General features: G+C 73.3%; 19 protein-coding genes. 6 read left to right on the top strand and 13 right to left on the bottom strand.

From position 1 onward, the window contains the following. Nucleotides 1–18: 18 nt before the first annotated feature. The 11 genes from IE109_RS26670 to IE109_RS26625 form a co-directional block, all read right to left on the bottom strand. Nucleotides 19–1,788: an ABC transporter ATP-binding protein gene (locus IE109_RS26670; RefSeq protein WP_189553900.1), complete on the bottom strand. Its 1,770-nt coding sequence runs from the start codon at nucleotides 1,786–1,788 to the stop codon at nucleotides 19–21. Continuing rightward, nucleotides 1,785–3,524, bottom strand: a complete 1,740-nt coding sequence (locus IE109_RS26665) for an ABC transporter ATP-binding protein/permease (RefSeq protein ID WP_189553899.1) — start codon at nucleotides 3,522–3,524, stop codon at nucleotides 1,785–1,787. Before IE109_RS26665 ends, IE109_RS26670 begins: the two co-directional genes overlap by 4 nt. Further along, complete coding sequence (locus IE109_RS26660) at nucleotides 3,521–4,624, bottom strand: nitroreductase family protein (protein ID WP_189553898.1); 1,104 nt, start codon at nucleotides 4,622–4,624, stop codon at nucleotides 3,521–3,523. Before IE109_RS26660 ends, IE109_RS26665 begins: the two co-directional genes overlap by 4 nt. 134 nt (nucleotides 4,625–4,758) lie before the next feature. Then, a complete protein-coding gene (locus IE109_RS26655) occupies nucleotides 4,759–6,138 on the bottom strand; it encodes a YcaO-like family protein (protein WP_189553897.1) in 1,380 nt (459 codons plus the stop codon). Continuing rightward, the gene (locus IE109_RS26650) at nucleotides 6,135–7,616 is read right to left on the bottom strand and encodes a CocE/NonD family hydrolase (RefSeq protein ID WP_189553896.1); all 1,482 of its coding nucleotides are present in this window, start codon (nucleotides 7,614–7,616) and stop codon (nucleotides 6,135–6,137) included. The genes IE109_RS26655 and IE109_RS26650 overlap by 4 nt, the downstream gene beginning before the upstream one ends. Next, a complete protein-coding gene (locus IE109_RS26645; protein WP_189553895.1) occupies nucleotides 7,613–8,467 on the bottom strand; it encodes a hypothetical protein in 855 nt (284 codons plus the stop codon). Before IE109_RS26645 ends, IE109_RS26650 begins: the two co-directional genes overlap by 4 nt. Before the next feature lie 93 nt (nucleotides 8,468–8,560). Further along, nucleotides 8,561–8,674, bottom strand: a complete 114-nt coding sequence (gene amiA, locus IE109_RS33780) for a streptamidine family RiPP (RefSeq protein WP_268251490.1) — start codon at nucleotides 8,672–8,674, stop codon at nucleotides 8,561–8,563. Nucleotides 8,675–8,732: 58 nt separating this feature from the next. Continuing rightward, nucleotides 8,733–9,554: an ABC transporter ATP-binding protein gene (locus IE109_RS26640; protein WP_189553894.1), complete on the bottom strand. Its 822-nt coding sequence runs from the start codon at nucleotides 9,552–9,554 to the stop codon at nucleotides 8,733–8,735. Between the two features lie 18 nt (nucleotides 9,555–9,572). Continuing rightward, nucleotides 9,573–10,580 carry a FecCD family ABC transporter permease gene (locus tag IE109_RS26635; RefSeq protein WP_189553893.1) on the bottom strand — a complete coding sequence of 336 codons (1,008 nt, stop codon included), beginning with the start codon at nucleotides 10,578–10,580 and terminating at the stop codon, nucleotides 9,573–9,575. Continuing rightward, the gene (locus tag IE109_RS26630; RefSeq protein ID WP_373297783.1) at nucleotides 10,577–11,635 is read right to left on the bottom strand and encodes a FecCD family ABC transporter permease; all 1,059 of its coding nucleotides are present in this window, start codon (nucleotides 11,633–11,635) and stop codon (nucleotides 10,577–10,579) included. Before IE109_RS26630 ends, IE109_RS26635 begins: the two co-directional genes overlap by 4 nt. Before the next feature lie 104 nt (nucleotides 11,636–11,739). Beyond that, nucleotides 11,740–12,717, bottom strand: a complete 978-nt coding sequence (locus tag IE109_RS26625; RefSeq protein ID WP_189553892.1) for an ABC transporter substrate-binding protein — start codon at nucleotides 12,715–12,717, stop codon at nucleotides 11,740–11,742. 85 nt (nucleotides 12,718–12,802) lie between these two features. Here IE109_RS26625 and IE109_RS26620 point away from each other — a divergent pair, with 85 nt between their 5' ends. The 6 genes from IE109_RS26620 (at nucleotide 12,803) to IE109_RS26595 (ending at nucleotide 18,203) form a co-directional block, all read left to right on the top strand. Then, nucleotides 12,803–14,002, top strand: coding sequence for a YncE family protein (locus IE109_RS26620; RefSeq protein ID WP_189553891.1), 1,200 nt, complete (start codon nucleotides 12,803–12,805; stop codon nucleotides 14,000–14,002). 213 nt (nucleotides 14,003–14,215) lie between these two features. After that, nucleotides 14,216–15,163: a GlxA family transcriptional regulator gene (locus tag IE109_RS26615; protein WP_189553890.1), complete on the top strand. Its 948-nt coding sequence runs from the start codon at nucleotides 14,216–14,218 to the stop codon at nucleotides 15,161–15,163. Between the two features lie 155 nt (nucleotides 15,164–15,318). Next, nucleotides 15,319–15,948, top strand: a complete 630-nt coding sequence (locus IE109_RS26610; RefSeq protein WP_189553889.1) for a DJ-1/PfpI family protein — start codon at nucleotides 15,319–15,321, stop codon at nucleotides 15,946–15,948. Between the two features lie 88 nt (nucleotides 15,949–16,036). Further along, entirely contained in the window at nucleotides 16,037–16,645 is a 609-nt protein-coding gene (locus IE109_RS26605; protein ID WP_189553888.1) for a DJ-1/PfpI family protein, read from the top strand. A 42-nt stretch (nucleotides 16,646–16,687) separates the two neighbouring features. Then, complete coding sequence (locus tag IE109_RS26600; protein ID WP_189553887.1) at nucleotides 16,688–17,449, top strand: DJ-1/PfpI family protein; 762 nt, start codon at nucleotides 16,688–16,690, stop codon at nucleotides 17,447–17,449. Between the two features lie 229 nt (nucleotides 17,450–17,678). Next, nucleotides 17,679–18,203: a hypothetical protein gene (locus IE109_RS26595; RefSeq protein WP_189553886.1), complete on the top strand. Its 525-nt coding sequence runs from the start codon at nucleotides 17,679–17,681 to the stop codon at nucleotides 18,201–18,203. A gap of 254 nt (nucleotides 18,204–18,457) precedes the next feature. On the opposite strand, the gene IE109_RS26590 is transcribed toward IE109_RS26595, so the two are convergent. Together IE109_RS26590 and IE109_RS26585 are read right to left on the bottom strand one after the other, a co-directional pair. Continuing rightward, nucleotides 18,458–23,236 carry a DNA repair ATPase gene (locus IE109_RS26590; protein WP_189553885.1) on the bottom strand — a complete coding sequence of 1,593 codons (4,779 nt, stop codon included), beginning with the start codon at nucleotides 23,234–23,236 and terminating at the stop codon, nucleotides 18,458–18,460. A 91-nt stretch (nucleotides 23,237–23,327) separates the two neighbouring features. Continuing rightward, nucleotides 23,328–25,376, bottom strand: coding sequence for an SPFH domain-containing protein (locus tag IE109_RS26585; RefSeq protein WP_189553884.1), 2,049 nt, complete (start codon nucleotides 25,374–25,376; stop codon nucleotides 23,328–23,330). Nucleotides 25,377–25,386: the final 10 nt, after the last annotated feature.

Genomic DNA, 25,386 nt, shown 5'->3' with positions numbered 1-25,386 from the left:
GACGGGCCTCACCGGCGATCAGGCCGCGTCCTCGGTCACGATGTCGGCGAGGCTGCGGTTCAGGGCGCTGTCGGGGCCGCCTGTGAGCTCCTGCCAGGTGCCCTCCTCGACGATGCGTCCGGCTTCGAGGACGGCTATGCGGTCCGCCCGGCGGATGGTGGCGCGGCGGTGGGCGATGACGATGGTCGTGCGGCCTTCCTGGTGCAGCGCGGTGGCGAGTTGGGCGTCGCCGGCGTTGTCCAGGTGGGCGGTGGACTCGTCCAGTATCAGGACCCTCGGCCGCGCCAGCAGGGCGCGGGCGAGGGCGATACGGGCCCGCTGGCCTCCGGAGACGGTGGATCCGCGCTCGCCGACCAGGGTGTTCAGCGCGCCGATCCGGTCGACGCCGCACAGGCGGGCCGTCTCGGCGAGGAGGTCGTCGTCGGCCTCGGGTGCGGCGAGCCGCAGGTTCTCGGCGAGGGTTCCGTGGAAGAGCGGCGTCTCCTGTCCGACCAGCGCGATCGCGCCCCGGAGTTCGGCGTCGTCGACCTGCCGTATGTCGATGGCCTCCCCGTCGGCGGCCACGAGCTGGACCGTGCCCCCGGACGGGTCCCAGAAGCGTGCGAGGAGGTGGGCGCACGTCGACTTGCCGGCGCCCGAGGCGCCGACCAGGGCAACCGTGTGCCCCGCGGGGACGGTCAGTTCGACGCCGTCCAGGACGGTTCCGCCCCCGTAGTCGAATCTGACTTCCTGTAGCCGCACGCCCAGGGGGCCGGGAGGAAGCGTGCGGGGAGCGACCGGCGGCGGGGCGAGAGCGGGGGCCCGGACAGCCCCACCGACGCGGGAGGCGGCGGCGCGCAGGGACACCGCCTGGCTCAGGGACCGGGCGGACTCCGCGACGGGTCCGAGGACGGCCAGGGCGAGCGCCATCGCCGCCGGAGCCCACGCGCCGTCCAGCCGTCCCGCGGCCACGGACCGTGCCGCGGCGGTCACCACGCCGAGGACCGCCAGGACGATGAGGAGATCGCGGATCGCGGCGGTGGCGGCTTCCCACGTGGCCTCGGCACGCTGGGCGTCCCCCACCTGCCGTCCGCGCTCGGCGAGTCGGCGTCGTCGTCCGGCGAGGGTGCCGAAAGCGAGCAACTCACGCAGTCCGTCGACGACTTCCACCGTGTCGGCCGACAGCGTGGCGACGGCCGCCCGGGTGCGGGCGCCGCGTACCGCCCGTCCGCGCGCGTCGGCGAAGGGAGCCGCTGCGAGGAGGGCCGCGGCCGGCAGCACCGCCGCGAGCAGCCACGGCTCCACGGTGGCCAGGACCGCACCGCCGCCGGCGAGGACCGTCCCCGCCGCCAGGAGCTGGGCGGTGGTGTGGGCGTAGAAGAACTCCAGCGCCTCCACGTCGGCCATGGCGGTCGCGGCCAGGTCTCCGCTGCGCCGGCCGGCGACTCGGGCGGGCGCGCTGCGGGCGAGCCCGTCGAAGACGCGTACCCGCAGCGCGGCGAGGACCCGGTAGGCCAGATCGTGCGAGAGGTCCATCTCGCGCCAGGTCGTCAGGGCTCGTACGAGGACCAGGGCGACGAGAGCGGTCATGGTGCCGGACGACGGGGCCTTCGTCTCGATGACGGCGGTGCCGACGGTATGGGCGGCCAGCGTGACCAGCGCGACGAGGGAGGCTTGTTCGAGGAGTGCGGCGGCGCAGGTGCGGATCGTCATGGCACGGTGTTCGGCGAGGGCGGGCAGCAGGGCGCGCAGCGCGCCCCGCTCGGGCATGCCCGTCCCGGTGGTCACGGCGTCGGTGGCGCGGCTCATGCGGCGAGTTCTCCTCGGTGTGTGCGGCCCGCCTCGACGAGTCGGGCGTAGACGCCGCCGGCCTCGACCAGACGGGCGTGGTCGCCGGTGTCGTCCACGTGTCCCGCGTCGAGGACGACGATGTGGTCGGCGTGCCGGACGGCGGCGAGCCGGTGGGCGATCACCAGGACGGTGCGGTCGCCGGCGGCGTTCAAGAGTTCGCGGACGATGTCCGCTTCCCGGCGTTCGTCGACCGAGCTCGTCGCCTCGTCCAGAACGAGCACCGGAGCGTCCGCCAGCAGGGCCCGGGCGAGAGCGAGCCGCTGCCGCTGCCCGCCGGACAGGGTGGCGCCGCGTTCGCCCAGGACGGTGGCGTAGCCGTCGGGCAGGGCGGCGATCTCGTCGTGGATGCCGGCGGTGCGCGCCGCCGCCGTCAGGTCGTCGTCCGTGGCGTCCGGACGGGCCATGCGCAGGTTGTCGGCGATGGTGGCGTGAAAGAGGTATGTGTGCTGTGACACCACCGCGACGCCCTGCCGCAGGGCGTCGAGGGAATACTCGGTGGTGCGGCGTCCGTCGAGGGTGATGCGGCCGTCGTCCGGGTCGTGGTGGCGCATGAGGAGCGCGAGCAGGGTGGACTTGCCCGCGCCGGACGGGCCGACGATCGCGGTGGTGCGTCCCGCCGGGGCGGTGAAGGAGACGCCGTGGAGAGCCGGGGTCGAAGCGCCGGGGTAGGTGAACCGGACGTCCGCGAAACGCAGTTCAGGCGGTGTCGGCCAGTCCGCGGGCGCCGTCCCGGTGTCGCGGACGGCGGGTTCGGCGGTACGCAGCGCCGCGATGCCGTCCGCGGCCGACACGCCCAGGTATCCGGCGTGCCACTCGCGCGCCAGGTCGCGGACCGGCCGGAAGCATTCGGAGGCAAGCAGCAGCACCAGGTAGGTGCCGGTCGCCGTGGTGGATCCGCTGACGGCGGACCAGCAGGCGAGGATCGCGGCGGCGGCGGTGCCGCCCTGGATGGCGAGGTCGGTGATGCCGGTGTCGACCAGGGAGACACGCAGCTTCGCGACGGTCGCCCGGTGCAGCGCCGCCGAGCGCTCCTCCAGACGTGCGCGGGTGCGGCCGACCGCGCCGGCGGCGCGCAGCGCGGGCATGCCCTGGAGGGCCTCCAGGTAGTCAGCCCCCAGCCCTTCGTACGTGTCCCAGTGCTCCTTGCCCCGGGCGGCGAGGAGGCGGTCCCAGGCGCGGGGGCCGAACAGGGCCAGGAGCAGGGCGGGGACGAGACCGAACAGCGCCGCCGGTTCCACCGCGGTCAGGGCGGCGAGCACCAGGGGCGGCACGGTCACGGTGATCACGAGCTGGGGCAGGTAGCGGGAGACATAGGCGTCGACGCCCTCCACGCCGTCGACCAGGGTGGTGCGGACGGCCCCCGCGCGAGCGGTGGTCAGGTGTGCGGGGCCCAGACGCCCGAGGTGGGCGAGGAGCTCGTCCCGCAGCGCCACTCTGACCTCGGCCCCGGCGCGGGTGGCCGTGCGCCGCTGCCAGGTACCGAGTCCGGCGCGGGCGGCGACGACGGCGAGCACCCCGGTGAGCAGCCAGGGGAGCTGCCTCGCCTCGCCCCGGGCCAGCTCGGCGAGGGCAAGGGCCAGCAGGGCCGCCTGAACCACGTGGCTGAGGGTGACGGCGCCTTGCAGGAGGGTTGCGGTGAACAGGGGGCGCCGTGCGCGTCGGGCGGCCCGGCGAAGTTCGGGGTGGACGATCATACGGTGTTCTCCTCTTCGGCGTGGAGGGTGCCGAGGGCCAGTCCGTGGACGATCCAGTCCCGGCCGGGGGCGGCTCCGAGAGCGGCGCCGAGGTCCGCCTGCTGCCAGGAGCCCACGGGCCGGGCGGTCAAGCCGTGGCGGCGGGCCGTGATGTGGGCGAGGTGGACGGCGAATCCGGCCCGCAGGTGAGCGCGGCGGATGTGCGATGTGTCGGCGTCCGCGGGGCAGCCGCGGGCAAGCAGCACGGCGCCCGCGTCCGCGAGCCACCCCTGGCCCGCCGCCCAGACCGCGAGCGTCGGGCGAGCCTCGCCCACGGCACGGCGCGAAGTCGTGCCGTCCGGGGCGAGCTCGATCAGACCGGGCCGCGGGGGGCCGACGGCGGCGCACCACCGCAGGTCACCGCCACCCGCGTGGGAGGCGCTGCTGAGTACCGCCCGCAAGGCCCGCGCGTCAGGGGTGCCGGGAAGCGGCGTCGGTGAACTGCGCCGGCTCAGCAGTTCCTCGGGCGTGGGTGCGCTCGTGGCCTGCCGGGCGCGGTGGGGGCGGTGTGCGGGGCCGGGCGGGAGGACGCGTACGGCGGCGAGCGGGCTCTCGGCCGTTCCCTCCAGGAGCAGTTCGGGTTCGCCGGAACCCAGCGCACGGGCCGCGAGGAACAGTGCTCCGGCGGCGTGTCCGGTGTCGAGGAGCAGCAGCGGCCAGGCGCGGTGACCGTAGTGGGAGAGCGTACGGCGTGCGGTGACGGAGAGTTCGGCGGTCACGCCGGGCGGTGTGCCGGCGGGTTGCCGGCCGAGGTGGTGGACCCGGTGGCGGAGCGGGTCGTAGCCGTATCGGCCGGGCGGCAGGGAGCAGCCGGCTCCGACGACGAGTTGGGTGTCCACCGGGTGCAGGGCACCGGCAGAGGGGGCGGGGCGCAGCCGCCCCGAGACGTCCGAGGCGGCGAGGGAGAGGCGGAGCAGGGCTCGCAGGTCGAGCTCGGCGGGGCCGGCCTGCGGGAGCGGGAGCGGCGGTCCCGGCCAGGCCGGGACCGCCGACCCCGCGGGGGTGTCGGGGCCGGGGTGCCGCGCGGAGCGGGCGTGCCGCAGAGCGGTGGCGAGGTCCACCGGAAGGTCCTCCCCTGGGTTATCCGTGTCCGCCGGGCGACCGCCACCGGGGCGTTTCCTGCGCTCCGGGCGGTTCTCGGGCCGGTGAACCCCGCCCGGCGGGCGGTCATGGTCAAGGTGTTCCACGCCGGTCCTCACATGTGCGGCGGGGGCGCCAGCGTGAAGTCCTCGGGTGCTTCCGGCGCCGTCGTCCGCCAGCCCCGTCGCACGGCGGCCTCGGCGAGCCGCGGGCAGCCGAAGTAGCCGAAGGCGGCCGGGGCGTTCGGCAGGAGGCCGGACACCAGGACCCGGGCGACCCGCAAGGACGTTTCGGCCACGTCTTCGGTGGTCAGGTCGAAAGTCATGAGGCGGTGGCCGCCCGCGTGCAGCGCCTTCTCCAGCCTCTCCCTGCTGCCGGGCTCGACCGCGTCGACGGACACCGTCCCGTGGGCGGGGGCGGTGAACCGGCGGGCCTCGGCGGCCATCCGTTCGTCGAGCCACACCTGCACGTGCGCGCCCAGGTCCCGCACGTGTGCGAACTGCTCGCCGCACGCGTCGAGATACCGACCGTCGGCGCGGTGCTCCAAGTAGAGGCCGCGGGCCAGCAGACCGGCCTCGACGGCCCGGAAGACCCAGCCGTCGGAGTCGGTCAGCCCCTGCGTGAAGACCCAGGTGTGGACGGCTTCGAGAACCGCCTTGCGGGCGGCTTCGGCCGGGTCGTACTTGCACGCGAAGCCGGCGGCGTAGAGACCGAGCCGGGGGTCGTGGACGAGCGCGGCCATGCACGGGGCGAACTCGGAAGGCATCTGCACGAGATGGACGTCGAGCGCGGTGCCGGCGAGGTCGTCCATGAGGCCGGGGACGCTGGCCGGGTCGATGCCGCGGGCCGGTCCGTCGAGGTGCCACCACAGTTCCAGGGCGTCGCGCTCGACGATCTCCAGCAGGCCGCGTTCGACGGCGTCGTCGAAGCCCTGACCGGTGGCGATGCCCGCGTAGTTGAGGTGGTGGGTCCGGGGCAGCTCGCGCAGCGCGCCCTGGCGCCAATTGAGGTGGGTGAGGGCTACGGGTGCCCAGACCTCCGCACTGCCTCCGTCGGGCAGCCGCTCGGTGCCGCGTGTCCACAGGGACGGGGTGTCGGCGGTGAGGCGCCGGTAGGGGAACTTCTCCCGGCCGTATTGCCACGGCGCGTACGAGGGGAGGTCGCCGGGGCCGTACACCCGCATGCCCTTCGTGGTCAGCTCGGCGGCGGTGGCGCGCAGCGGGGCGTCGGGGTGGCCGGTCGGCGGCACGCGGTTGCCGCAGTACCGCTCGATCCCTTCGGCTATCGCGGCGATCCTGGCCTGTTCGGGGTCGCCGAAGGTGGTGCCGAGGGAGACCCGGTCGGCGGGCCACAGGCCGAGTCTGCGGGCGTCGGATATCTCGGCGGTGTACGCGGTGTAGCGGGGCGGGGCGCCGGCGGGGTGTTCCACGGGCTTGACCTCGCGGACGATGCCGCAGAGGGGGTCGACGAGTGCTTCCAGCGGCAGCGCCGTCATCGCAGGATCTCCTTGGCGGGGTCGGTGGAGCGGGGACGGGAGGGGAGGACGTGCAGGGTCAGCGTCACGCTTGCCGGGTCGACTTCTCGCCGCGAGTGCAGCAGCCGGCCGGCCGTGACGGGGTCCTCGCCGGTGTGGGGGTTGCGGGCGTGGGCCGGGAAATGGTGCCCGGCGATTTCGAGTCGCAGCCGCGTGCCGGCCGGCAGCCGGCGCGTGAGCCGGCCCAGTTCGACGGTGAACTCGCCGTCCTCCGGTGCCTCGCGCCGCACGACGCCGACGGCGAGTGGCTCGGCGATCCCGTCGGGGGTGAGGGCGGCGAGGCGGGCCGCCCAGTCGGCCGACGGGGTGTCGGCGGTGGCCCGCAGCCGTATGCGCACCGGTCCGACGGCGTCGAGCGGGCGCGGGAGCGGTGGTGTGGCGAGCAGACAGCGGTCGGGGACTCCCCCTGTGGGGACGGTGAGGTCGTCGGAGCGGACGGGGCGGTCGGGGTCGGCGGTGAAAGCGGTGCCGTGCAGCAGCCGCAACCGCTGGGTGCGTGGTACTCCTTCGGTGCCCGCGGGCAGCCACAGGTCGCCGCCGCCCAGGGCCAGCGCGCCGTGGCGGCCGGGGGCGAGACCACCGGTCAGGGCACGGTGCGCCCAGCCCGCGTACAGCTCACCCAGGACCAGCCGGTGCGCGGGGCCGGCGTCGGGCCCGGGGGCGGCGACGAGCCCGTGCCCCCAGGGGCCGAGCAGGAGGCGGGCCGAGGGCCCGCCCCACGCGCCCCACAGGGCGAGGGTGTCCTCGGTGAAGTGGTCGTGATGTCCCCCGACCGCGAGCAGGGGTACGTCGGCGTCCGCCGCTCGGGACACGAGCCGGCCGCGCTCGCGGCGCTGCCACAGTCCCGCCCAGGAGGGCAGGCTTCGGCCCAGCCGCTCGGGAAGGGCGGCAAGGGGCACATGGGTGAGCAGACCGGGGTCCGTGGCGAGAGCCTTCTCCAGCGCGCCCTCTTCGGAGTCGCGCCGGTCGCCATGGGCCGCCCACCATCCGGCGCGGGCCAGCAGCCGTTCCACTCCGGAGGGTTCGCGGGCGGTGTCGGCGGCGCCGAGTGCCGGCACGGCGGCGATGACGGCGTCCGGCCGGGCCTCCGCCTCACCGTCCGCGCCGAGGGCGAGGACGAGGGCGCAGTGGGCGGCGTAGGAGGCCCCGACGGCGATGTACCGGCCGTCACTCCACGGCTGCCGCCGTATCCACCGGGCCGTTGCCGCCCCGTCGGCGGCCTCGTTCTCGTACGGGCGCCACTGTCCCGGCGAGGCGAACCGGCCCCGTACGTCCTGGACGACGACGGCGAAGCCCCGGCGGGCCCAGCCGCGTGCCTCGGCCAGGTGCCGGGTGCGGTCGTAGGGGGTGCGGATGAGTACGGCGGGGAAGGGACCGGAACCATCGGGGAGGTGTACGTCCGTGGCCAGACCTCCGACGGTCTCCTGGACGGACGTCATCCGTCCTTCTCCGGCGTCGGCGTGGCGGCGGGCACCGGCAGGACGGGGTGTTCGGTGACGGTCAGCGTGCGCAGGTCCACGTGCCGGAGACGGCGCCGGGCCGGGAAGCCGGCCGTGTCGGTGGTCCCGGTGGCCCACCGGCCGAGATCGTCCGCGAGCAGGGCCGCGAGGAGCGCGGCGGCGGGAACGGTGAGCCGGACCGGCGCGCCCGAGGTACGGGGTCCGCGCCAGTACGCGGCCAGTTCGCGGTGGGCGGGGGTGGCCGCGAGCCTGCGGGCGCGTACGTGGGCGGCGGTGACGTCACCGGGGGTGGCGGCGAGGGGCTCGACGTACGCCTGCCAGCCCTCGCGGTGACAGCGGAGCCAGGCGACCCCGTGCTCGGGCAGCCGGTCGGCGGCCTCCCACAACCCCTCGGGCACGGGGCCGTCGAGGCACCACACGACGGCGGCGGGGTCTCCGTCGAGCAGGTCCTCGATCCGTACCGGCGCTCCCTCAGGTGTGGTCACGGCGGGTGCCGTCCGCGCCTCGGCGCCGAGGGCGGCCAGGTGCGCGGCCAGCGGGCGGGTCAGGACCGGGTCACCGAGGAGACGGACGTCCCGGCGATCCGCGGGCCACTGCGCGAGTCGTGTCTCCCCCGCCACGTAGCCGACCTTCTCGAAGGCCCTGACGAGGCGGTTCACTTCCTCGGTCGCCGGAGTGGGGCCGGCCCCGGTGAGCACGGAGAGCAGGGCGTCTCCGTCCGCGTCACCTGTCCTGACGCTGAGGAACTCTCCGTCGGTGGTGCGGACGGCGAGACCCCGCCCGGGCACGGCGACGACTTCGACACCGGATACGAGCCGGCTGCGGGACACGGCGGTCCTCCTGACGGGAACGGGCTGACATGGGCGTGGGCCCGCCCATGAGGCAACGGGCGGGCCCACGGTCGAGGGCGGTCAGGCCCTCGCTTACTCCTCGGTGTCCTCGAAGGGGTTCTCGACGAGGGCGTTGGAGTGGGTGGCCGAGGCGTGGGCCAGCTGACCCGGGTCGGCGATCGGCGTGAAGATCTGGTCGTTGTCCATGAACTCTCCTTGTTCGTAAGGGAGATGAGGCGTTCGGGTGAGCGCCACGACTCGAACACTAATGGAACTGATTTTCATTTTCTAGAGCGGGAAGGGGGTGATCTGGGTAACAGACCGGCCAGCCGCCCTCGGGATCCGCACCGACGCGGCCGGCCACCTTGAGCACGTCCGCCAGCAAGCCCGGCGTGACGACCTCCTTGGGCGTCCCGTCCGCCACGACAAGACCCTCGCGCAGGGCGACGATGCGTTCGGCGAACCGGGCGGCGTGCGCCAGGTCGTGCAGCACCATCACCACCGTGAGTCCACGCTCCTCGCGCAGGCGCACCACCGTCTGCAGCACGTCGAGCTGGTGGTGCAGGTCCAGATAGGTGGTCGGCTCGTCGAGCAGCAGGACGCGGGTGTCCTGCGCGAGCGCCATCGCCAGCCGTACCCGCTGCCGCTCACCCCCGGACAGCGCGTCGACGTCCCGGTCGGCCCACTGCTCCACCCCGACGTCGCGCAGCGCCCGGTACACCACCGGGTCGTCGCCCTCGCGCAGCATGCCCAGCGGGCCACGGGCCGCGTACCGCCCCTGCCGCACCAGGTGCCGGACCGTCATCCCCGGTACCGCCGGGGCCGCCTGGTGCAGCAGTGCCACCCTGACGGCCGTGGCGCGCCGGGACAGGGCGGCCAGGTCGTCCCCACCGAGCAGCACCCGTCCTCGGTCGGGTCTCAGCAGCCCGGCGGCCAGGCGCAGCAGGGTCGACTTGCCGCATCCGTTGAGACCGATGAGCGCGGTCAGCTCGCCCGGCCGGACCGTCAGGTCGACACCCCGCAGCACCGGTCGTGCGGGGTAGCCGAAGTGGACCCCCTGCACGTGTATGCCCATGGAGTCGGTCATGCTCTGTCCTCCGTCGATTCAGAACGTACGGCCCGGCGCGCGGCGCACGACCACCAGCAGCAGGGCGGCGCCGAGGCAGGCGGTGAGGGCTCCGACCGGTAGCGTGAGTTGGTCGGCGTCCAGCACACGGGGCAGCAGTCGCGAGGACAGCTGCGCCGCGGCATCCGCCCCGCAGACCACGACCGCTCCCAGCAGGGCGGCCCCGGGGAGGCCGACCCGCAGGTCAGCGCCGAAGAGGGCCATGGCCAGATGCGGGACGAGCAGTCCCACGAAACCGAGCGCTCCGACGGCCGCCACCGCCCCCGCCGTCAGCGCCACCGCGCACAGCATGGCGAGGGTGCGGGCCGGCCGGGCGGCCAGACCGGCGGCCTGGGCGATGTCGTCACCACAGCGCAGCAGGGTCAGCGGACCCGCGAGGAGCCACGCCGCCGCCCCCCAGGCCAGCGCCCATGGCCACAGGAGGTGCCAGTGTTCCCAGACCCTCCCCTCGGTGGTGCCGACCAGCCACTGCACGACGCTGCCGAGTTCGCCCGGCTCCACGAGCAGCACCATGGCGGTGAATCCGCCGAGCACCGCCGACACCAGGACTCCGTACACGGCGGTCTGAGCCGGATCACCACCCGCGCGGCCGGCGAGCAGCCACAGCAGCAGCGCTCCGACGCACCCGCCCGCACACGCGGCGACCACCACGGCCAGTGGGGAGTCCCACCCGGCGAGGCCCAGGGCCGTCGCGGTGACCGCCCCCAGGACCGCCCCGGGAGTCACACCTGTCACCTCGGGCCCGGCGAGCGGGTTGCGCAGCGCGGACTGCAGGATCAGCCCGGCCACGGCCAGGGACGCGCCCGCGCCCATGGCCACCAGCAATCTGGGCAGCCTCAGCTGCCAGAAGATGTGTTGTTCCGTCGTGTCACCACCACCACCCAGCAAGTCCCAGACCGTACTCGGGGACATGCCGCGTCCGGCCACCAGTTCCACCGCCGCGCAGACGACGGCCAGGGCCGCGAGGGCCGCGAAACGTCGATTCACCGCGCGTCCTCCATTCCGTTCGTCCTCGCGCGATGTGCGGAGGCATCGAGGGTCCCGGGCTCGTCACGACGCGCCGGCCCCTGCTCCGGACCCGCGGACCCGCGCCCGCCGCTCCGGCCACCACGACCCGACCGCATCAGGGCGACTCCGGCCGGGACTCCCAGCAGAGCCGTCCAGGCGCCGGCCGGGGTCTCCACCGGCGCCAGCGCCAGCCGGGCGGGGACGTCGGCGACCGTGACGACGACGGCACCCCACGCGGCGGACCACGGGAGCCAGCGCACGGCTCCCGCACCCGGGTTGAACCACCTGGCCAGGTGCGGGGCGAGAAAGCCCACCCATGCGACAGGTCCGCACACGGCGGTGACCGGCGCGATCAGCACGACGGCGATGGCGAGCGCCGCCAGCCTGGCCCGCTGGACGCGTACGCCCAGCGCCTCGGCGTCCTCGTCGCCCAGCCGCATGACCGAAAGCACCGGCGCGCAGAGCACCAGGGCGGGGAGCACGACGAGCAGCCACGGCCACAACCCCGCGACGTCGTCCCACGTCCGGGCGGAGAGGGACCCCAGCAGATAGCGGTATATGAGCTGGAGGTCGAGCTGGTCCGCCATGACCATCAGGACGAGCAGCGCGGCCTGCAGAGCGGCCGCGACCGCGGCGCCCGTCAGCAGCACCGCGGACGGGCTGCGCCCGAGCCCTGCCGCGAGCAGCGTCAGCCCGCCACCGAGCGCGGCCCCGCCAAGGGCCAGCACGGGCTGGACGGTGGCGGGCAGTGACAGGCTCAGCACCAGCGGCGCCGCCACGCCGAGCGCCGCCCCGGAGGAGACACCCAGCATTTCCGGCACCGCCAGGGGGTTGCGGAGTGCTTCCTGGAGCACGAGGCCCGCCGCGCCCAGACAGGCGCCGGCGATCAGGGCCAGCAGCAGTCGCGGGACGCGGAGTTCGGTGACGACGATCCCGGCGAGCGTGGCGTCCCCCTCCAGCACCGCGCCGATAAGCCGGTGTGGCGGGACGTAGGGGGTGCCGAAGCACAGCGCGCAGACCGAGGCGACAAGCAGCAACCCGATCACCAGCAGGGTTTGCCACCTTCCCGCAGGCGGCGGGAATCTCCGTGCCCTGCCATACGGGCCGTTCGCCGCTCCGGACGCCGAGGAGGGCGGCCTCACCGCAGCGCGGCCGTGGCCTCGTCGAGGACGATGCCCAGCGAACGTGTACCGCGCCCCTTGGCCCACACCTCCGAGTTCACCTCGTGGACGTCGCCGTTCCTGACGGCCGGGATCTTGCTCCAGAGGGGGTTCTTCGCCAGCTTCTCCGACAGCTTGCCGTCCGCGGCGCCGAAGCTCATGGTCTCGACGAAAAGGACATCGACGCCCTGGGCGAGGATCTCTTCGAGGCTGTAGGCGCCCTCCACACCGCGGGACTTCCACGGGTACTTGGAGATCTTGGGGAACAGGCTGGCCGTCACGTCGGCCTCCGGCGTCGCGACGCCGAAGTTCTCGTCGCTGCCGTAGATGATGAGGGCGGTCTTGTCGCTCGGAGCCTTCTCGGCCTGCGCGAGCTTGGTCCGGAAGGCCCGTTCGGCCTTCTCCCCCTCGGCGGTGCGGCCGGTGAGGGCCGCGGCGTCGCGCAGGTAGCCGACACTGTCCTGCCACGTCTCGGGCTGCATGGCCCAGAAGGCGGCGGCGCCCTTCAGCGCGGGGGCGAGCTTGCCGTGGGTGTCCCCCAGCCCGATGACGAGGTCCGGCTTGTGGGAGAGGATCGCCTCCACTTCCGGGGCGATGAATCCGCCGGGGATGACGTCGACCTTCTTGGCCCGGTCTTCCCCGAGGAAGGCGCGATGGGCGAGCAGTTGGCTGTTGGTCGCCGTCGGGACGATGCCGAGCTCGGTCAGGATGTCGTCACAGAGCGCGAACAGACAGACGATCCGCTCCGGCTGCTTCTTCAGGGAGATCCTGACGCCGTTGACGTCGGTCAGCTCCGTCGCCGCCTTGATGGGTTCGACGGTGACCTCGGTCTTCGCGGCCGACCTCGCCTTGCCCGTCGCGGACTCCTCCGCCGACGGGCCGCATCCCACCAGGACGGAGCCCACCACCGCCGCGGCGAGCCAACTACGAACGAACTTCGACGGTGCGCGCAGCATCGACGCCCTCGATTCTTCCTCAGAATACTGGAACGCACCGAACATACATGATAATCGTTTTCACTAAATAGACCCTGGAGGACTGATGACCGCTACCGCTTCCGCACTCCTCGTCTCCGACCACGTGGACGGGTCGGTGTACGTGGCGAATGTGCCGGACGGCACGGTCACAGGCCGCCTCACCGGGCGCCATCTCTCCGAGCACGCCGGGTTCCTGGCGCTGCCGGGAGGGCGGGTGGCATGTGTGGACGACCGCCGGGGGGAGCTGCTGGTGCTCGACCCCTTCGGCGACGAGCTCGTGGAACTCGCGGTCCCCGTGGCCGTACCGGCCGAGCACCTGGCCTGCGATCCGTCCGGTCGCCGACTGGCCGTCACGACCGGTTTGGGTGAGAACGCGGAGCCGTGGTCGGACCTCCTGACCGTCGTCGACCTGGCCACCGGAGAGGCCGCCCGGGTCCGCACACGCGTCGGTGAACCGGGCGTGACGGTGCTGGGCGGCGGCGACCCCCTCGTCGTGCTGCGGCACAGGGAGCCTGGAGCGCTGGCGGTCCACCGGTTCGCGGATCTCCTCACAGCTCCGCCCGGCTGCCCGGCGGTCACGCCCCACGCGCGCCTGCCGCTGCCGGACGACGGGCACGGCGACGCCCACGACCCCGTCTCCCGGCAGGTGTTCACCGCCACGAGCGAAGGGGTGCACACGGCTCACAGGACTGGCGACACACTGGTCGCCGGAAGGGTGATCCCGTGGGAGTCGCCCGCCCGTGGCTGGTACCTCCGCCTGGACACCCGCCGACGGGCACTGTGGACCACGCTGCGCGGCGGCGATCCCGACCCGCTGCGGTGGCCGGACTGGACGAACCAGGCATGGCGCCACGACCTGGAGACGGGCCGCACACTCCTCACCGAGCTCGGTGCCGGTCTGGTCTTCCGGCTGGCGCTCACCCGGAGCCATGCCGCCTTCACCCGCATCCACCCCGACGGCGACGAACTCGTGCTGCTGGACGCCGATGACACCCTTCGCCGCATCCCGCTTCCCGCCATGGACGGCGCCCCGCGGCGCGGCGGCACCCCCTGGGAGGGCGTGGAACGCCGTGCGGTGGCGGCATCACCGGGTTCCGGCTGGGTGGCCGTCACCCGCGGCGGTCACGGCGAAGTGCACCTGATCGACGCCGGGACGGGCGAGGAGGCGAACCGCCTGCGCGTGAGCACGCCGCTCCACCACGGCGGCCACGTCATGCTGCTCAGCCGGAACGACGGCGCCGACGGCGATCCGGTGGGCCGTTGAGCGGCCCCGCGCGTGCCCGTGTCCGAGATGCTGCCGATGCTCGGGAGGGACGTCTGCGAGCAACCCGTCTCTCGACCCCACGGGGCGATTCCGACGAGCGGCAGCGGCACCCCGCCGCGAGGACCGATGGACGATGCGACTCGGTCCTGTCCGGAGCGGTGGCGCCGGCGGCGGCCTGCCTGGGGGGTGCGGCGAGGACGTAATCTCGGGCGTATGCACGTGGTTGCGGTTCTCGCGCTCGACGAGGTGTCGGCTTTCGACCTCGCCATCCCCTGCCAGGTGTTCGCGCTGGTCACTGACCCCGATGGGGCACCCGCCTACGAGGTTCGCGTCTGCGTCGATCAGGAGACAGCGGCGACGGCCGGGCCCACGGCACCGTTCCGGGTCTCCTCCTCGTACCGCTGGGACGACGTTCTCGGCGCGGACACGATCATCGTGCCCGGGATTCCGGTCGAACGTGCGCCGGATCCCCGTGCGTTACGGCTGCTGCGGGAAGCGGCGGACGGCGGAGCGCGTATCGCTTCCATCTGCACCGGGGCCTTCGCCCTCGCGCATGCCGAACTGCTCGAAGGCCGCAGGGTCACGACGCACTGGCGGTTCGCCGACGCGCTGGCCGAACGGTTTCCGGGAATCCACGTGGACCCGTCCGTGCTGTACGTCGACGAGGGGCAGGTGCTCACATCGGCCGGCATCGCCGCGGGCCTGGATCTGTGCCTGCACCTGGTGCGCCGCGACCACGGTGCGGCTGCCGCCGCGCACGCCGCGCGGATGCTGGTGATGCCGCCCCAACGCACCGGCGGTCAGGCACAGTTCATCGAGTACCGCGCACCCGAGACCGATTCAGCCGACCTCGGCGAGACGCTGCAGTGGATGCGCGGCAAACTGAGCGAACCGCTCTCCCTGGCCGACATCGCGGCGCACGCGATGATGAGCAGGCGCAGCCTGGCCCGGCACTTCCGCGCCCAGACGGGCACCACGCCGCTGCGCTGGCTGCTCGCGCAGCGCGTCCAGCGGGCCAGAGAGCTGCTGGAGACGACCGCGCTGCCCCTGACGCGGGTCGCGGAGGCCACGGGCTTCGGGGCGGTCGAAACGCTCCGCCATCACTTCGTCCGGCAGGTCGGTACGACACCGTCGGCGTACAGGGCCGCGTTCCGCCGGTGACGACGCGCCATGTCCGGGCCCCGCCTGGCCGTATCTTGCGCACGAGGGGCACGCGTGCCGGTGTCGCCGCGGAGCTGTCCTCGGAAGACTGAACGTGTTCACGCCTCCCCGCCCGTTCCGGGAGCCACGTCTCATGTCTTCACGGAGTTCCCCTCATGTCTGACCCGTCCACACGTTCTCACCGCCCCACCCGTCCCCTGCGTGTCCACACCGTCCTGTACGACGGGGTGGAGGAGCAGGACTTCGCCGGGCACATCGAGGTGTTCGGCATCGTCGGCGAGGAGTTCCTCGCGCAGTCCTTCGTCACCGCGGACGGAGCGCGTCGGGTGACGACGTCCGCCGGCATGGAGGTCGTCTGCCGGGACGCCTGGGCGCCGCACTCAGCCGACGTCATCATCGTCCCCGGCGGAGGCTACGGCGACGGCTCCGGCCTCCAGCGGGAGATCCGCCGCGGCATCCTCCCTCGGGCGCTGGCCGCGGCCCGGCGGGACGGTCTCGTCCTGGGCGCGGTCTGCTCGGGCACCATGCTGCTGTCCGCCGCCGGCTTGACGCGCGGACGCCGCTGTACCACCCATCACATCGCCCAGGAGGACCTCCGGGCCCAGGGGGCCCGCGTGGTCGGCGGCCGGGTCGTCGACGACGGCGACCTGGTCACCTGCGGAGGCGTCACCTCGGGCATCGACCTCGGCATCTGGCTGATCGAGCGGTTCTTCGGCCCGGACAGGGCGCTGTTCGCCGAGGAAGTCCTCGAGTACCAACGCCGCGGCATCGTGAACAGCGCGTGACCGACGCCGCGTCCGGCACACCGTCGACCACGACGCCGGATGCTCCCCTGCCACGGCCCGCACGGCCCCTGAAACGAACGGCTTGCCCATGACCACCTATGGCATTCTCCTCTTCGACACCGCCGAGGAACTCGACTTCGTCGGCCCCTGGGAGGTCTTCACGACCTCCGCCGCCCTGCGCGAGGGTCTCGACTCCGCCCTGCTGCTGGCCGAGCGCCCCGACCCCGTCCGCTGCGCGAAGGGGATGCGTGTCCTCCCGGACCGTCCACTGGACGACCACCCTCCACTCGATGTGCTACTCGTTCCCGGAGGATCCGGCGCCCGCGAGACCGAGCCGCACAATCCTCGCGTCACTGCCTGGATCAACGCCCAGGCCGCACGGACCGAGTGGGTCGTCGGCGTCTGCACCGGTGCTTTCCTCCTGCACGCGGCCGGCCCGGCACGCGGCCGTCGGGTCGCCACCCACTGGCAGTACGAGGAGGCGCTGACGGCACGCGGCGACGTCACCGTCGTGTCCGACGCCCGGTACGTCGTGGACGGCCGACTGCTGACGAGTCAGGGCGTGTCGGCCGGCATCGACAGCGCGCTCTGGCTCGTGGGCCGTCTGCACGGCCGCGAACACGCCCGTGCGGTGCGGCGTGAGATCCAGTACGACCCGGCGCCGCCCTACCTCGCGGACGAACCGCTCGCCCGCTGACCACTCCGACCGATCTTCGACGACGCACACGGGAGCCCCGACATGAACCGACGCGCCTTGCTGCGTTCCGCGACCGCCCTCGGCGCCGCGGGCCTCGCTACCGGCGTCCCCACCGCCCCGGCCGCCGCCGCCCCGGCCGCCCGGACCGCTCCGCCGCCCGCATCCGGCCCGCGCGCCCCCTTTCGCGCCCACGTCGTGCTCTTCCAGGGCGTCGAGGAACTCGACCTGGCCGCCCCCTACGAAGTCCTGTCCGCCTCCGGCCACTTCACCGACCGCGATGTTGAGGTGCGTTACGTCGCTCTCGACGGTCCCCGAACCGTCACGGCCGCCTTCGGTACCCGGCTGCGTGCCGAGCACCGCTGGGCCCCCGAGGAGGCGGACCTGCTCGTGGTGCCCGGCGGCGGATACGCCCGGCGCGAGGACCCGGGCGTGTGGGCCGAGATCCGCCGGGGCGCCCTGCCCCGGGCCCTGGCCGCCGCCCGTCGCCCAGGGCTGACCGTCGCGGGCCTGTGCACAGGGGTGATGCTCCTCTCCGCCGCCGGACTCACCCGTGGCCGGCCCTGCACCACCCACCACCGGGCACAGCCCGATCTCGTCGAGCAGGGCGGTGTACTGAAGAAGGCCCGGGTCGTCGACGACGGCGATCTGGTCACCGCCGGCGGCGTCACCTCCGGCCTGGACCTCGCCCTGTGGCTGGTCCGCCGCGAACTGGGCGTCGACGCCGCGCTCGGCCTGGAGTCCATGCTGGAGTACGAGGCCCGCGGCACCGTCTGGACCGCCCAGGCACTGTCCGACGGAACCTGACCAGCCGACGCACGGACGGCAGTGGAGGGGCGCGGAGATTGCGCTGAAGGCGTGACGCGGCCTCATCACCGGCTACGACCGGACGTCCGAGAGCCACCTCCCGAGCACCCCGCATCGGCGGCATGGTCTTCTGGCTCCGCTGCCTCCGTCCACCGGCCCCCGTCCACCGGCCCCGTCGACCGGCGCCGGATGCCGGTGGGACAGGCGGCGCAACAGAGAGGGAGAAGTCATGGCGCAGTACCTTGGGCCGCTGGAGCTGAGGGGGAACCAGTGGGTCATCGGGGACCCGGCGCGGGGGGACGGCCTGTCCGTCGTGCTTACGCCCGAGGGTCTGGAGCACCGCCGTCGCGATGAAGCGGCACCCCTGCTCGCCGTCGAGTGGTCCGACCTCACGGTGCTGCGGGTGCGGGCTGCGCACCGGAGGTGGCAAGGCACTGCCGGCGGAGGGTTCGTCGGGGCATTTCAGCCCGGTGTCGACACGGGCCGCGACGGCTGCTCTCTGCACGGCGTCCTGCGCCGTCCCCGCGAGCCATGGTCCGTGCGTTACACGCATCATGAGCGTCGTTACACGGGAGGCCACGTGATCGCGCTGAAGGCGCTGTTCAGCCGGCTGACCGCGGCGAAGGCGCTGGACCGGCTCGGCAACGGGGAGTGGCTGGGTACGGCGGTCGAAAGGCTGTCCTCGTACAGCTCATGGAGCGCCACCAAGGGTGATCTCCTGGTGGAGGAGACCATCCGGAGTCTCGGCGCCTGAGCGGCTCCCCGTCGATGTCGAACCTTCGCGGTGGATGACCCATCCGTGCCCTGCGCTGGACCAAGGCCCGAAGACACGGCAGCCCTGGTCGGCACTCGAAACCGAGCGCTGACGGCGCTGGGGCGGGGAAGCTGCCTGGCCCGAGCATCCGGCCCGGGGCGTGGGTACCGGCATCCGGCCGGCACTCGGAGCGGCGCGCAGCGGGTGCAACCGCGCCCAACAGCGCTCCCGCCGAGCGGACTCGGCGGCGCGTCTCAGGAGGCTGCGTGTCGGGGGTCCGTGGCCCGCGTGATCGCGGTTTCGACGGCCGCTATCCGGTCGGCGAGCAGGCCGAGCGCGGCCACCGCACGGCCGAGGGCGTCGTCACCCGCGCCGCCCAGCGCCCTGGAGCGGACGTACGCGGAGGTCAGGGCCTGCCACCTCGCCCGCTGCTCGTCGGTGAGGGTGCCGCGCAGGGCGGCGAGCTTGAGGAGGTTGGCTTCGGCGCCGGTGGTGAGGGTCTGGGCCTCGGCCGCGTAATGGTCGTCGATCACGGCGGCCAGCTCGGTGTCGTTCATGGCCGGGGAGACCCGTGCGGCGATCTTGTTCATGTTGCGGTACGAGCCCTGGAGCTGGAAGGGCGGCTCCGTACGGCCGGTGTCGGCCTGGCCCGCGGAGGCGATGTAGGCGGCGTTGACCGCGAGGACCGTTTCGCGGGCCGTGAGCAGGTGGCGCAGCACGGCCAGGATCGGTTCCAGCTCTGCGGGTGCGTAGGGGTGGGCGAGCCGGTCGGGGCGGGCGGTGGGGTCCCCGGCGGCCATGTCCAGCAGCAGCTCCAGGTCGGCGCGCTCGCGGCCGGCGAGCGGGGCGAGGAGCGGGTGGGAGGTCAGCGCGTTCTCGATGAAGCTCAGGGCGAAGGCGTTCTCCTTGCCGGTCAGTACGTCACCGAGGTTCCAGACGTCGGCGCGGTTGGCGAGCATGTCGGGGACGCGGAAGCGCTGTCCGGACTCGGTGTAGGGGTTGCCGGCCATGCAGACGGCGAAGCGCTTGCCGCGCAGGTCGTGGCCATCGAGGGTGCGGGTGGCGTCGCACAGCGGGACGAACTTCTGGAGCAGTTCGGGCGAGGTGTGCTGGATGTCGTCCAGGTACAGCAGGACGTTGTTGCCGGCCGCCAGCGCGAAGTGGATCTTCTCGAGCTCCCGGCGGGCGGCGGCGTTCGCCTCGGCCGGGTCGAGGGAGGTCACGTCATGTCCGAGGGCGGGCCCGTCGACCTTGACCAGCAGGAGCCCGAGGCGGTCGGCGAGGTACTCCATGAGTGTCGTCTTGCCGTACCCGGGCGGCGAGAGGAGCAGCAGCAGCCCGCTGGTGTCGGCTCGTTTGCCGTCACCCGTGGTGCCGATCTGCTGGGCGAGGTTGTCGCCGATCAGCGGCAGGTACACCTCGTCGACGAGCCGGCCCCGCACGAACGAGGACATGACGCGCGGCCGGTACTCGTCGAGGCGCAGCCGTCGGCGCTCGTCGGTCACCAGCGCGTTCCTGCGCTGCTGGTATGCGCGGAAACCCGGTACGACCCGGTGGGCGAAGTCCCCTGTCCTGGCCAGGAATTCGTCGAGGCGGAGGAGGAGAACGCCCCGGTCGATCCTGGGGTGCGTGCCGAGCAGGCCCTCCACGCGGGCGGTCGGCGCGCAGTCCACGTCATGGCGCGGGAGTTCCGGGCACACCTCGATCGCCACCGCTTCGGCGAGGTCGCCCGCATCCACGTCCTCGCCGCTTGAGGCCGCGTACGAGAAGAGCCAGCCCTCCACCAACCGTCGCGCGGTCGCCGCGTCCTCGTCGGCGAGGAGGGTGCGTACGTCGTCGGCGTACGGCGAGGAGCCCACCGATCGGTGGAACTTCTCCAGCAGGGTGCGGGCGGAGGCGCCGGTCGTGAAGGATCCACCGGCCGCCAGCTCCTCGACGAGGTACTCGGCCGCGGGACCGGTCAGTGTTCCGGCGTCGGCCAGTTCACCACGCAGCGCGTCCAGGGCGGGTGCCGTGCCGAAGGTCTCCCGGGCCCGGACCAGCGAAACGGCCTCACGCGTCCACGCCTCCCGGGCGGCAGCGGTCGTCCCATGGGCCCGGAAGAGCTGGGCGGCGGCCCTGTCGGCGGCCGGGTACCGCAACAGCCCGGCCCGCTCGTACAGCGGAAGCAGTACGGCCAGGATGGCGGCCGCGTCGTGGTCGTGGACGCCCCGCTCGTAACCCTCGTCGTAGGCGGCCTCGGCGGCCCGCCTGGCCAGGTCGGGCAGGTCGGCTGCCGCCAGTGCCTCGGCACCGTGCTCGGACAGCAGCCGCGCGGCGAGGTGTTCGGCGCGGTAGACGTCGGCGTTCTCGGACGGCAGGACCTGCTCCCAGTAGGGGCGGGTGTCCGCGAAGCCGGGGTCGGTGACCGGACGGCGGTAGTCGGTGCCGGTCAGCGCGAAGGCCAGGCCGCCCTCCGTGTGCGGTACGAGCGTGAGCTCCGGCGGCCGGGTGTTGACGGCGAAGCGGTGGCTGCCCAGCCGGATGGTGTCGCCGCCGTCCGCGTACAGCTCGGTACGGTCCCGCAGCGCCCGCCCGGCTTCCTGGCGGGCGGCCCCCAGCCGGCCTTCCAACTCCTCGGCCCGCACCTGGTCGCCGAGCTCACGCAGTTCGGCGGCGGTGCGGCGGACCTTCTCGACCATCGGGTCGGAGGCGAAGTAGGTGTTGACCTCGTCGGGGCCGGCCAGGCCGGCCGCGCGGCGGGCGATCGTCTCCAGGACGCGGGAGGCCGAGCCCGCGAGGCGTTCGGCGCGCCGGGCGCGGGCGTCCTGGAGGGCCTGCTTGCGGCCCGCGAAGGCGTCGTGGACCTCGGCGCGCTCGTCGGCGATCTCCGTGAGGAAGCCGTCGTGGTCGGCGAAGCGTGACTCCAGGTCGTCCAGCTGGAGCAGCAGCCGGGCAAGCTGCGCGTCACATGCCTCCGGGGTGTCGGCCGCGGCCAGGGCACCGGTGACGGACTGGGCGAGGAGGGCGAACTCGGCCGCGAACGCCGCCCGTCCCTCCTGGTCGAGGAGTTCACGGCGCCGGGCGGAGAGGAGAGCGCGGACGCGGTTGAGGCCGCCCAGCACCTCGGCGATCCGCTCCAGGATGGCCGTGCGGACGGTCGCGTCGCCGATGTCCAGGCCGGCGACCACCTCGGTGAGGGTCTGGAGGCGGTGGACCTGCGCGTCGAGCCGCTCGGTGACCGCGGCCGCTTCGGCAGTCGTGGTGATCGCGCCGGCGTCGGTGGTGAGCCGCTCCACCTCCGCCTGCTCGGCGGTGAAGGCGTCGTCGCGCCGGAGGAAGGCGACCGCCCGCTGAGCGGTCGAGGTGATGTGTGCCCCGGCGTCCTCGGCGAGCGCGTCGACAGCCGCGGTGTCCGCGTACCGCATCTCCTTGAGCGTCACCAGGCGGCCCTGCGCACGGCGCAGTTCGGTGATGCGCTCGATCCACTCCTCGGCCGTGGCCGGTGCCTCACCGCGGACCCGCCGCACCAGCCGCTGGAGGTCCTCCCCGGCGCGGGTGAGGGCCTCGGCGGCCTGTGAGCTGAGCGCGGTCACGGTCTCGAACTCGCGCAGCACCTGCTCCGCTGTCGCCCGCACCTCCTCCAGGGGTGCAAGCAGGTCGCCCGTCTCCACGTCGCCCAGCCAGGGGAAGCGGTCGGCCGTCCGGGTGCAGGCGGCGACGAGCGCGGCGTACATCTCGCCGGTGCCGGTGGTCTCGGTGACCTGCCGGGCGATGGCCAGGCAGTCGGCGATGCCGTGGACCAGGTCGGCGTTGCCGAGGCGGGCGAGCGGCCCGTCGCCCTCGGGGACGGCCCCGGACACGTACGGTGTCCGCCACAGCTGCACCGGGTGGACGCGCGCGGGCTCGCCGGACTCGGCGCGCAGTGCGGCGAGCGTGCCGTCGTCGAGGAGCGCGTGACCACGGCACGCGATCGGGGTGGCGATCTCCTTGCGGATGAGGTTGTACGGCAGCAGCAGGGTGCGGCCGTCCGCGCCGGAACGGAACGCGTACAGCACGTCCTCGCCGTTGGGCGAGCGGACGGCCCGTTCGAACTCCATGCCGGAGGTGTCCGTGTCGAAGGTCTTCACCGTGCCGGTGGCCGGGCAGTAGCCGCCGGGGAAGACGATGCCCTGGTCGTCGGGCAGGCGGCGGCACGACTGCCCGATGCCGTCCAGCCGGACCACGGACCTGGTGAGCGTGTGGAAGACCAGGTGGCGCCAGGTCTCCTCCTTGTAGGGGCGGACGCGCAGCAGGACCAGCACGCCGACGACCGCGTACGCCACCTCCGCGTCCGCCAGCGACTGCAGGGGCTCGTCGACCGGCTCGCTATGGATGCCCTCGCCGGTCTCGGTGTCGTTCTCGGTCCTCACGGTGAGCGTGCCGCCGACCGTGGAGACGAAGACCGTGCCGCCGGCGAGGGCGATGTGCGGGTGCCGTCCGAGGACGTGGTCGTCCCGGGTGGCCTCGGTCCACGTGAAGTCGTACGGCGCGGGGAGGACGTGGTCGCGCTCGCCGCGGGCGTCGAGGAACCGCACCTCGCCGGACGGGGCGAGGAACCAGCGCAGGACACGGATGTCCTCGGCCTGGGCGCCCGTCCGGAAGATGGCCAGCAGCTTGCCGTCCACGTGCCGCAGCCGCAGCAGTCGCGCGCCCCGGTAGTAGCGGTGGAGCGCGGCGAACTCGGTGACGAAGGCGGGGTCGTCGAGCAGGCCGGGCACCGCGTCGTCCGGGAGACGGTTCAGGTCGCGGTCGTGGAGCGCGAAGACGTCCTCGGGCGACGGTGCCTCGTACCCGGCGAGCAGCACGTCGCCGACCGCGACGACATCGCGGACCACGAGGTCCCGTTCCGTGCGGAGGTGGCCGGTGGCGGTGAGGGCGAGCCCGGTGGCGCCGAAGGCGGCGACGCGGGCGGTGTTCAGGGCTTCGGCGCGGCGGGCCAGTTCGGCGGCCCGCGCGTCGAGGCGGTCGCGCAGCACCTCGTACGTACCGGCGTCCATCCCCGTCGTGTTCATGCTCTCCCGCTCCCTCGTGTGCGTGGTGAAAGGGGTCCGGAGCTGCCGCCCCCCGCGCGGCAGCTCCGGAGGTCTTCGGGACCTTGACCGGTCAGCTCTTGGTGGCGGCGCCGTCCAGGCCCGCGAGCTCGGCCACCGGCATGTCGGCCAGACCCAGCTGCCGCGCCTTGCCGATCAGCTCGTCCCGCCGGCCGGACCCGTCGGGCATGAGCTTCATCAGCAGGGCGGACACGGTCAGATTCTGTACGTCGGCGGTGGACACCGACCCGAGCACCTTCGTGAGGTCCTCGGTGAAGGAGGCGGAGCCGTCCAGCCACGGCCCGGCCAGCGCCCGGGCGGTCTGCGAGCTGTCCATGAACCCGTCGACGCCCTTGCCGAGGGAGATGGCCCCGACGATCCGGTCGAAGAAGGCCGACTCGCCCCCGACGATGTTGATGTCGGCGTTCTCCAGCCCGGTGGCCAGCACCGCGGCCTGCGCCTCGGCGACCTGGCGCTGGACGTCCAGCCCGGCCAGGCGGATGTCCTTCTCCGCCTCCAGCCGCAGCCGGTACTCCTCGTGTGTACGGGACGCCTCGTCCAGCGCGGCCATCGCGGCGGCCTTCTCCGTGAGGCCCGCCGCCTCGGCCTTGAGCTTCTCTCCGATGGCGGTGGCCTCGGCGAGAGCCTTCTCACGGGTGCCCGCGGCTTCGGCGCGCAGACGGGCCTCGGCCGCCTCCGCCTCGGCGCGGCCGGTCTTCTCGATGGCGTCGGCTTCCTTCTCCCGTACCTGGACGGCGGCCAGGCCCTCGGCCGCGGCCTCGGCCTGGATGCCCTCGGCGAGGCGGACCTTCGCGCGGGCGTCCATGTCGGCGGCCTTGTGACGGGCTTCGGCCAGCGTCAGCTCCTCGGCCGCCCGGTGGATCGCGGCCTGCTCGGCGGCCTCGGCGGCCTTGATGTCCTTGACGAGCTGCTCCTGGGCCTCGGCCTCGGCGGCGATGACGACGGCCTGCCGCTTGCGCTCGGCCTCCTCGACGGCGCGGAGCTTCTTGATGGACTCCTCCTGCTCGGCGACCGTGCGGTCCACCGCGACCCGCTCACGGATCACCTCGGCGATCTCGCGGCGCTCGGCCTCGACCTCCTTCTCGGCGGAGATGCGGGTCAGTGCGGTTTCCCGGTCGCGGGCGATGACTTCGAGCAGGCGGTCCTTCTCGATGCGCTCGTTCTCGACGGCGATGACCCGCTCGCGGTTCTTCTGCGCGACGGCCACCTCGCGGGCCTGGTTCTCGCGCTGGATGCCCAGCTGTTCCTCGGTCTTGAGGAAGGCGCTCTGCGCGCGCAGCCGCTCCTCCTCGACCACGCGGGCGGTCTCGGCCTCCTCCCGTGCCCGTACGGTGTCGATCTCCCGCTTCTGCTTGATCTCGGCGTCGGCCTGGCGGCGCTCCAGCTCCAGGATCGCCTCGCGGGCGTCGACGTTCTGCCGGGTGATCTCCTTCTCCTCCGTGCGCTGGAACTCGTTGGTGCGCACGTGCTCGACGGCCGTCAGCTCGGTGATCTTCCGGATGCCCTGGGCGTCGAGGATGTTGGAGGCGTCCAGCTGGGCGAGCGGCGTCTGCTCCAGGTAGTCGATCGCCGCGTCCTCCAGGCTGTAGCCATTCAGATCGGTGCCGATGACCTGGATGATCCGGTCCCGGAACTCGTCGCGCTTGGTGTAGAGGTCGGTGAAGTCCAGCTGCTTGCCGACCGTCTTCAGCGCCTCGGAGAACTTGGCGTTGAACAGCTCCTGCAGCGTGGCCTGGTCGCTGGCGCGGGCCGTGCCGATGGCCTGAGCGACCTTGATGACGTCCTCGACGGTCTTGTTCACCCGGACGAAGAACGAGATGCGGATGTCAGCGCGGATGTTGTCGCGGCAAATGAGACCGTCCCGGCCGGTGCGGGAGATGTCGATGGTCTTCACCGAGATGTCCACGACCTCGGCCTTGTGCAGGACGGGGAGGACGACCTGTCCGGTGAAGGTGACGTCGACCTTCCGCATCTTCGACACGATCAGCGCTTTGCCCTGCTCCACTTTGCGGAACAGCCGGCTGATCACGAACAGCATGGCGATGGCGATGAGCAGGACGACGGCGACGAGCACGCCGATGCCCAAGGAGATGGCATCCATGAGGAATCCC

This window comes from Streptomyces lavendofoliae, from assembly GCF_014649735.1.
GTDB lineage: Bacteria > Actinomycetota > Actinomycetes > Streptomycetales > Streptomycetaceae > Streptomyces > Streptomyces lavendofoliae.
Note: the sequence above shows the minus strand (reverse complement) of the source record. Positions and strands in the feature narration are given on the sequence as shown.

Bases quoted from the DNA above. Each gene is read 5' to 3' on its own strand.
- IE109_RS26670 (WP_189553900.1), bottom strand. From the start codon at position 1,788: ATGAGCCGCGCCACCGACGCCGTGACCACCGGGACGGGCATGCCCGAG.
- IE109_RS26665 (WP_189553899.1), bottom strand. From the start codon at position 3,524: ATGATCGTCCACCCCGAACTTCGCCGGGCCGCCCGACGCGCACGGCGC.
- IE109_RS26655 (WP_189553897.1), bottom strand. From the start codon at position 6,138: ATGACGGCGCTGCCGCTGGAAGCACTCGTCGACCCCCTCTGCGGCATC.
- IE109_RS26650 (WP_189553896.1), bottom strand. From the start codon at position 7,616: ATGACGTCCGTCCAGGAGACCGTCGGAGGTCTGGCCACGGACGTACAC.
- amiA (WP_268251490.1), bottom strand. From the start codon at position 8,674: ATGGACAACGACCAGATCTTCACGCCGATCGCCGACCCGGGTCAGCTG.
- IE109_RS26640 (WP_189553894.1), bottom strand. From the start codon at position 9,554: ATGACCGACTCCATGGGCATACACGTGCAGGGGGTCCACTTCGGCTAC.
- IE109_RS26625 (WP_189553892.1), bottom strand. From the start codon at position 12,717: ATGCTGCGCGCACCGTCGAAGTTCGTTCGTAGTTGGCTCGCCGCGGCG.
- IE109_RS26620 (WP_189553891.1), top strand. From the start codon at position 12,803: ATGACCGCTACCGCTTCCGCACTCCTCGTCTCCGACCACGTGGACGGG.
- IE109_RS26615 (WP_189553890.1), top strand. From the start codon at position 14,216: ATGCACGTGGTTGCGGTTCTCGCGCTCGACGAGGTGTCGGCTTTCGAC.
- IE109_RS26610 (WP_189553889.1), top strand. From the start codon at position 15,319: ATGTCTGACCCGTCCACACGTTCTCACCGCCCCACCCGTCCCCTGCGT.
- IE109_RS26605 (WP_189553888.1), top strand. From the start codon at position 16,037: ATGACCACCTATGGCATTCTCCTCTTCGACACCGCCGAGGAACTCGAC.
- IE109_RS26600 (WP_189553887.1), top strand. From the start codon at position 16,688: ATGAACCGACGCGCCTTGCTGCGTTCCGCGACCGCCCTCGGCGCCGCG.
- IE109_RS26595 (WP_189553886.1), top strand. From the start codon at position 17,679: ATGGCGCAGTACCTTGGGCCGCTGGAGCTGAGGGGGAACCAGTGGGTC.
- IE109_RS26590 (WP_189553885.1), bottom strand. From the start codon at position 23,236: ATGAACACGACGGGGATGGACGCCGGTACGTACGAGGTGCTGCGCGAC.
- IE109_RS26585 (WP_189553884.1), bottom strand. From the start codon at position 25,376: ATGGATGCCATCTCCTTGGGCATCGGCGTGCTCGTCGCCGTCGTCCTG.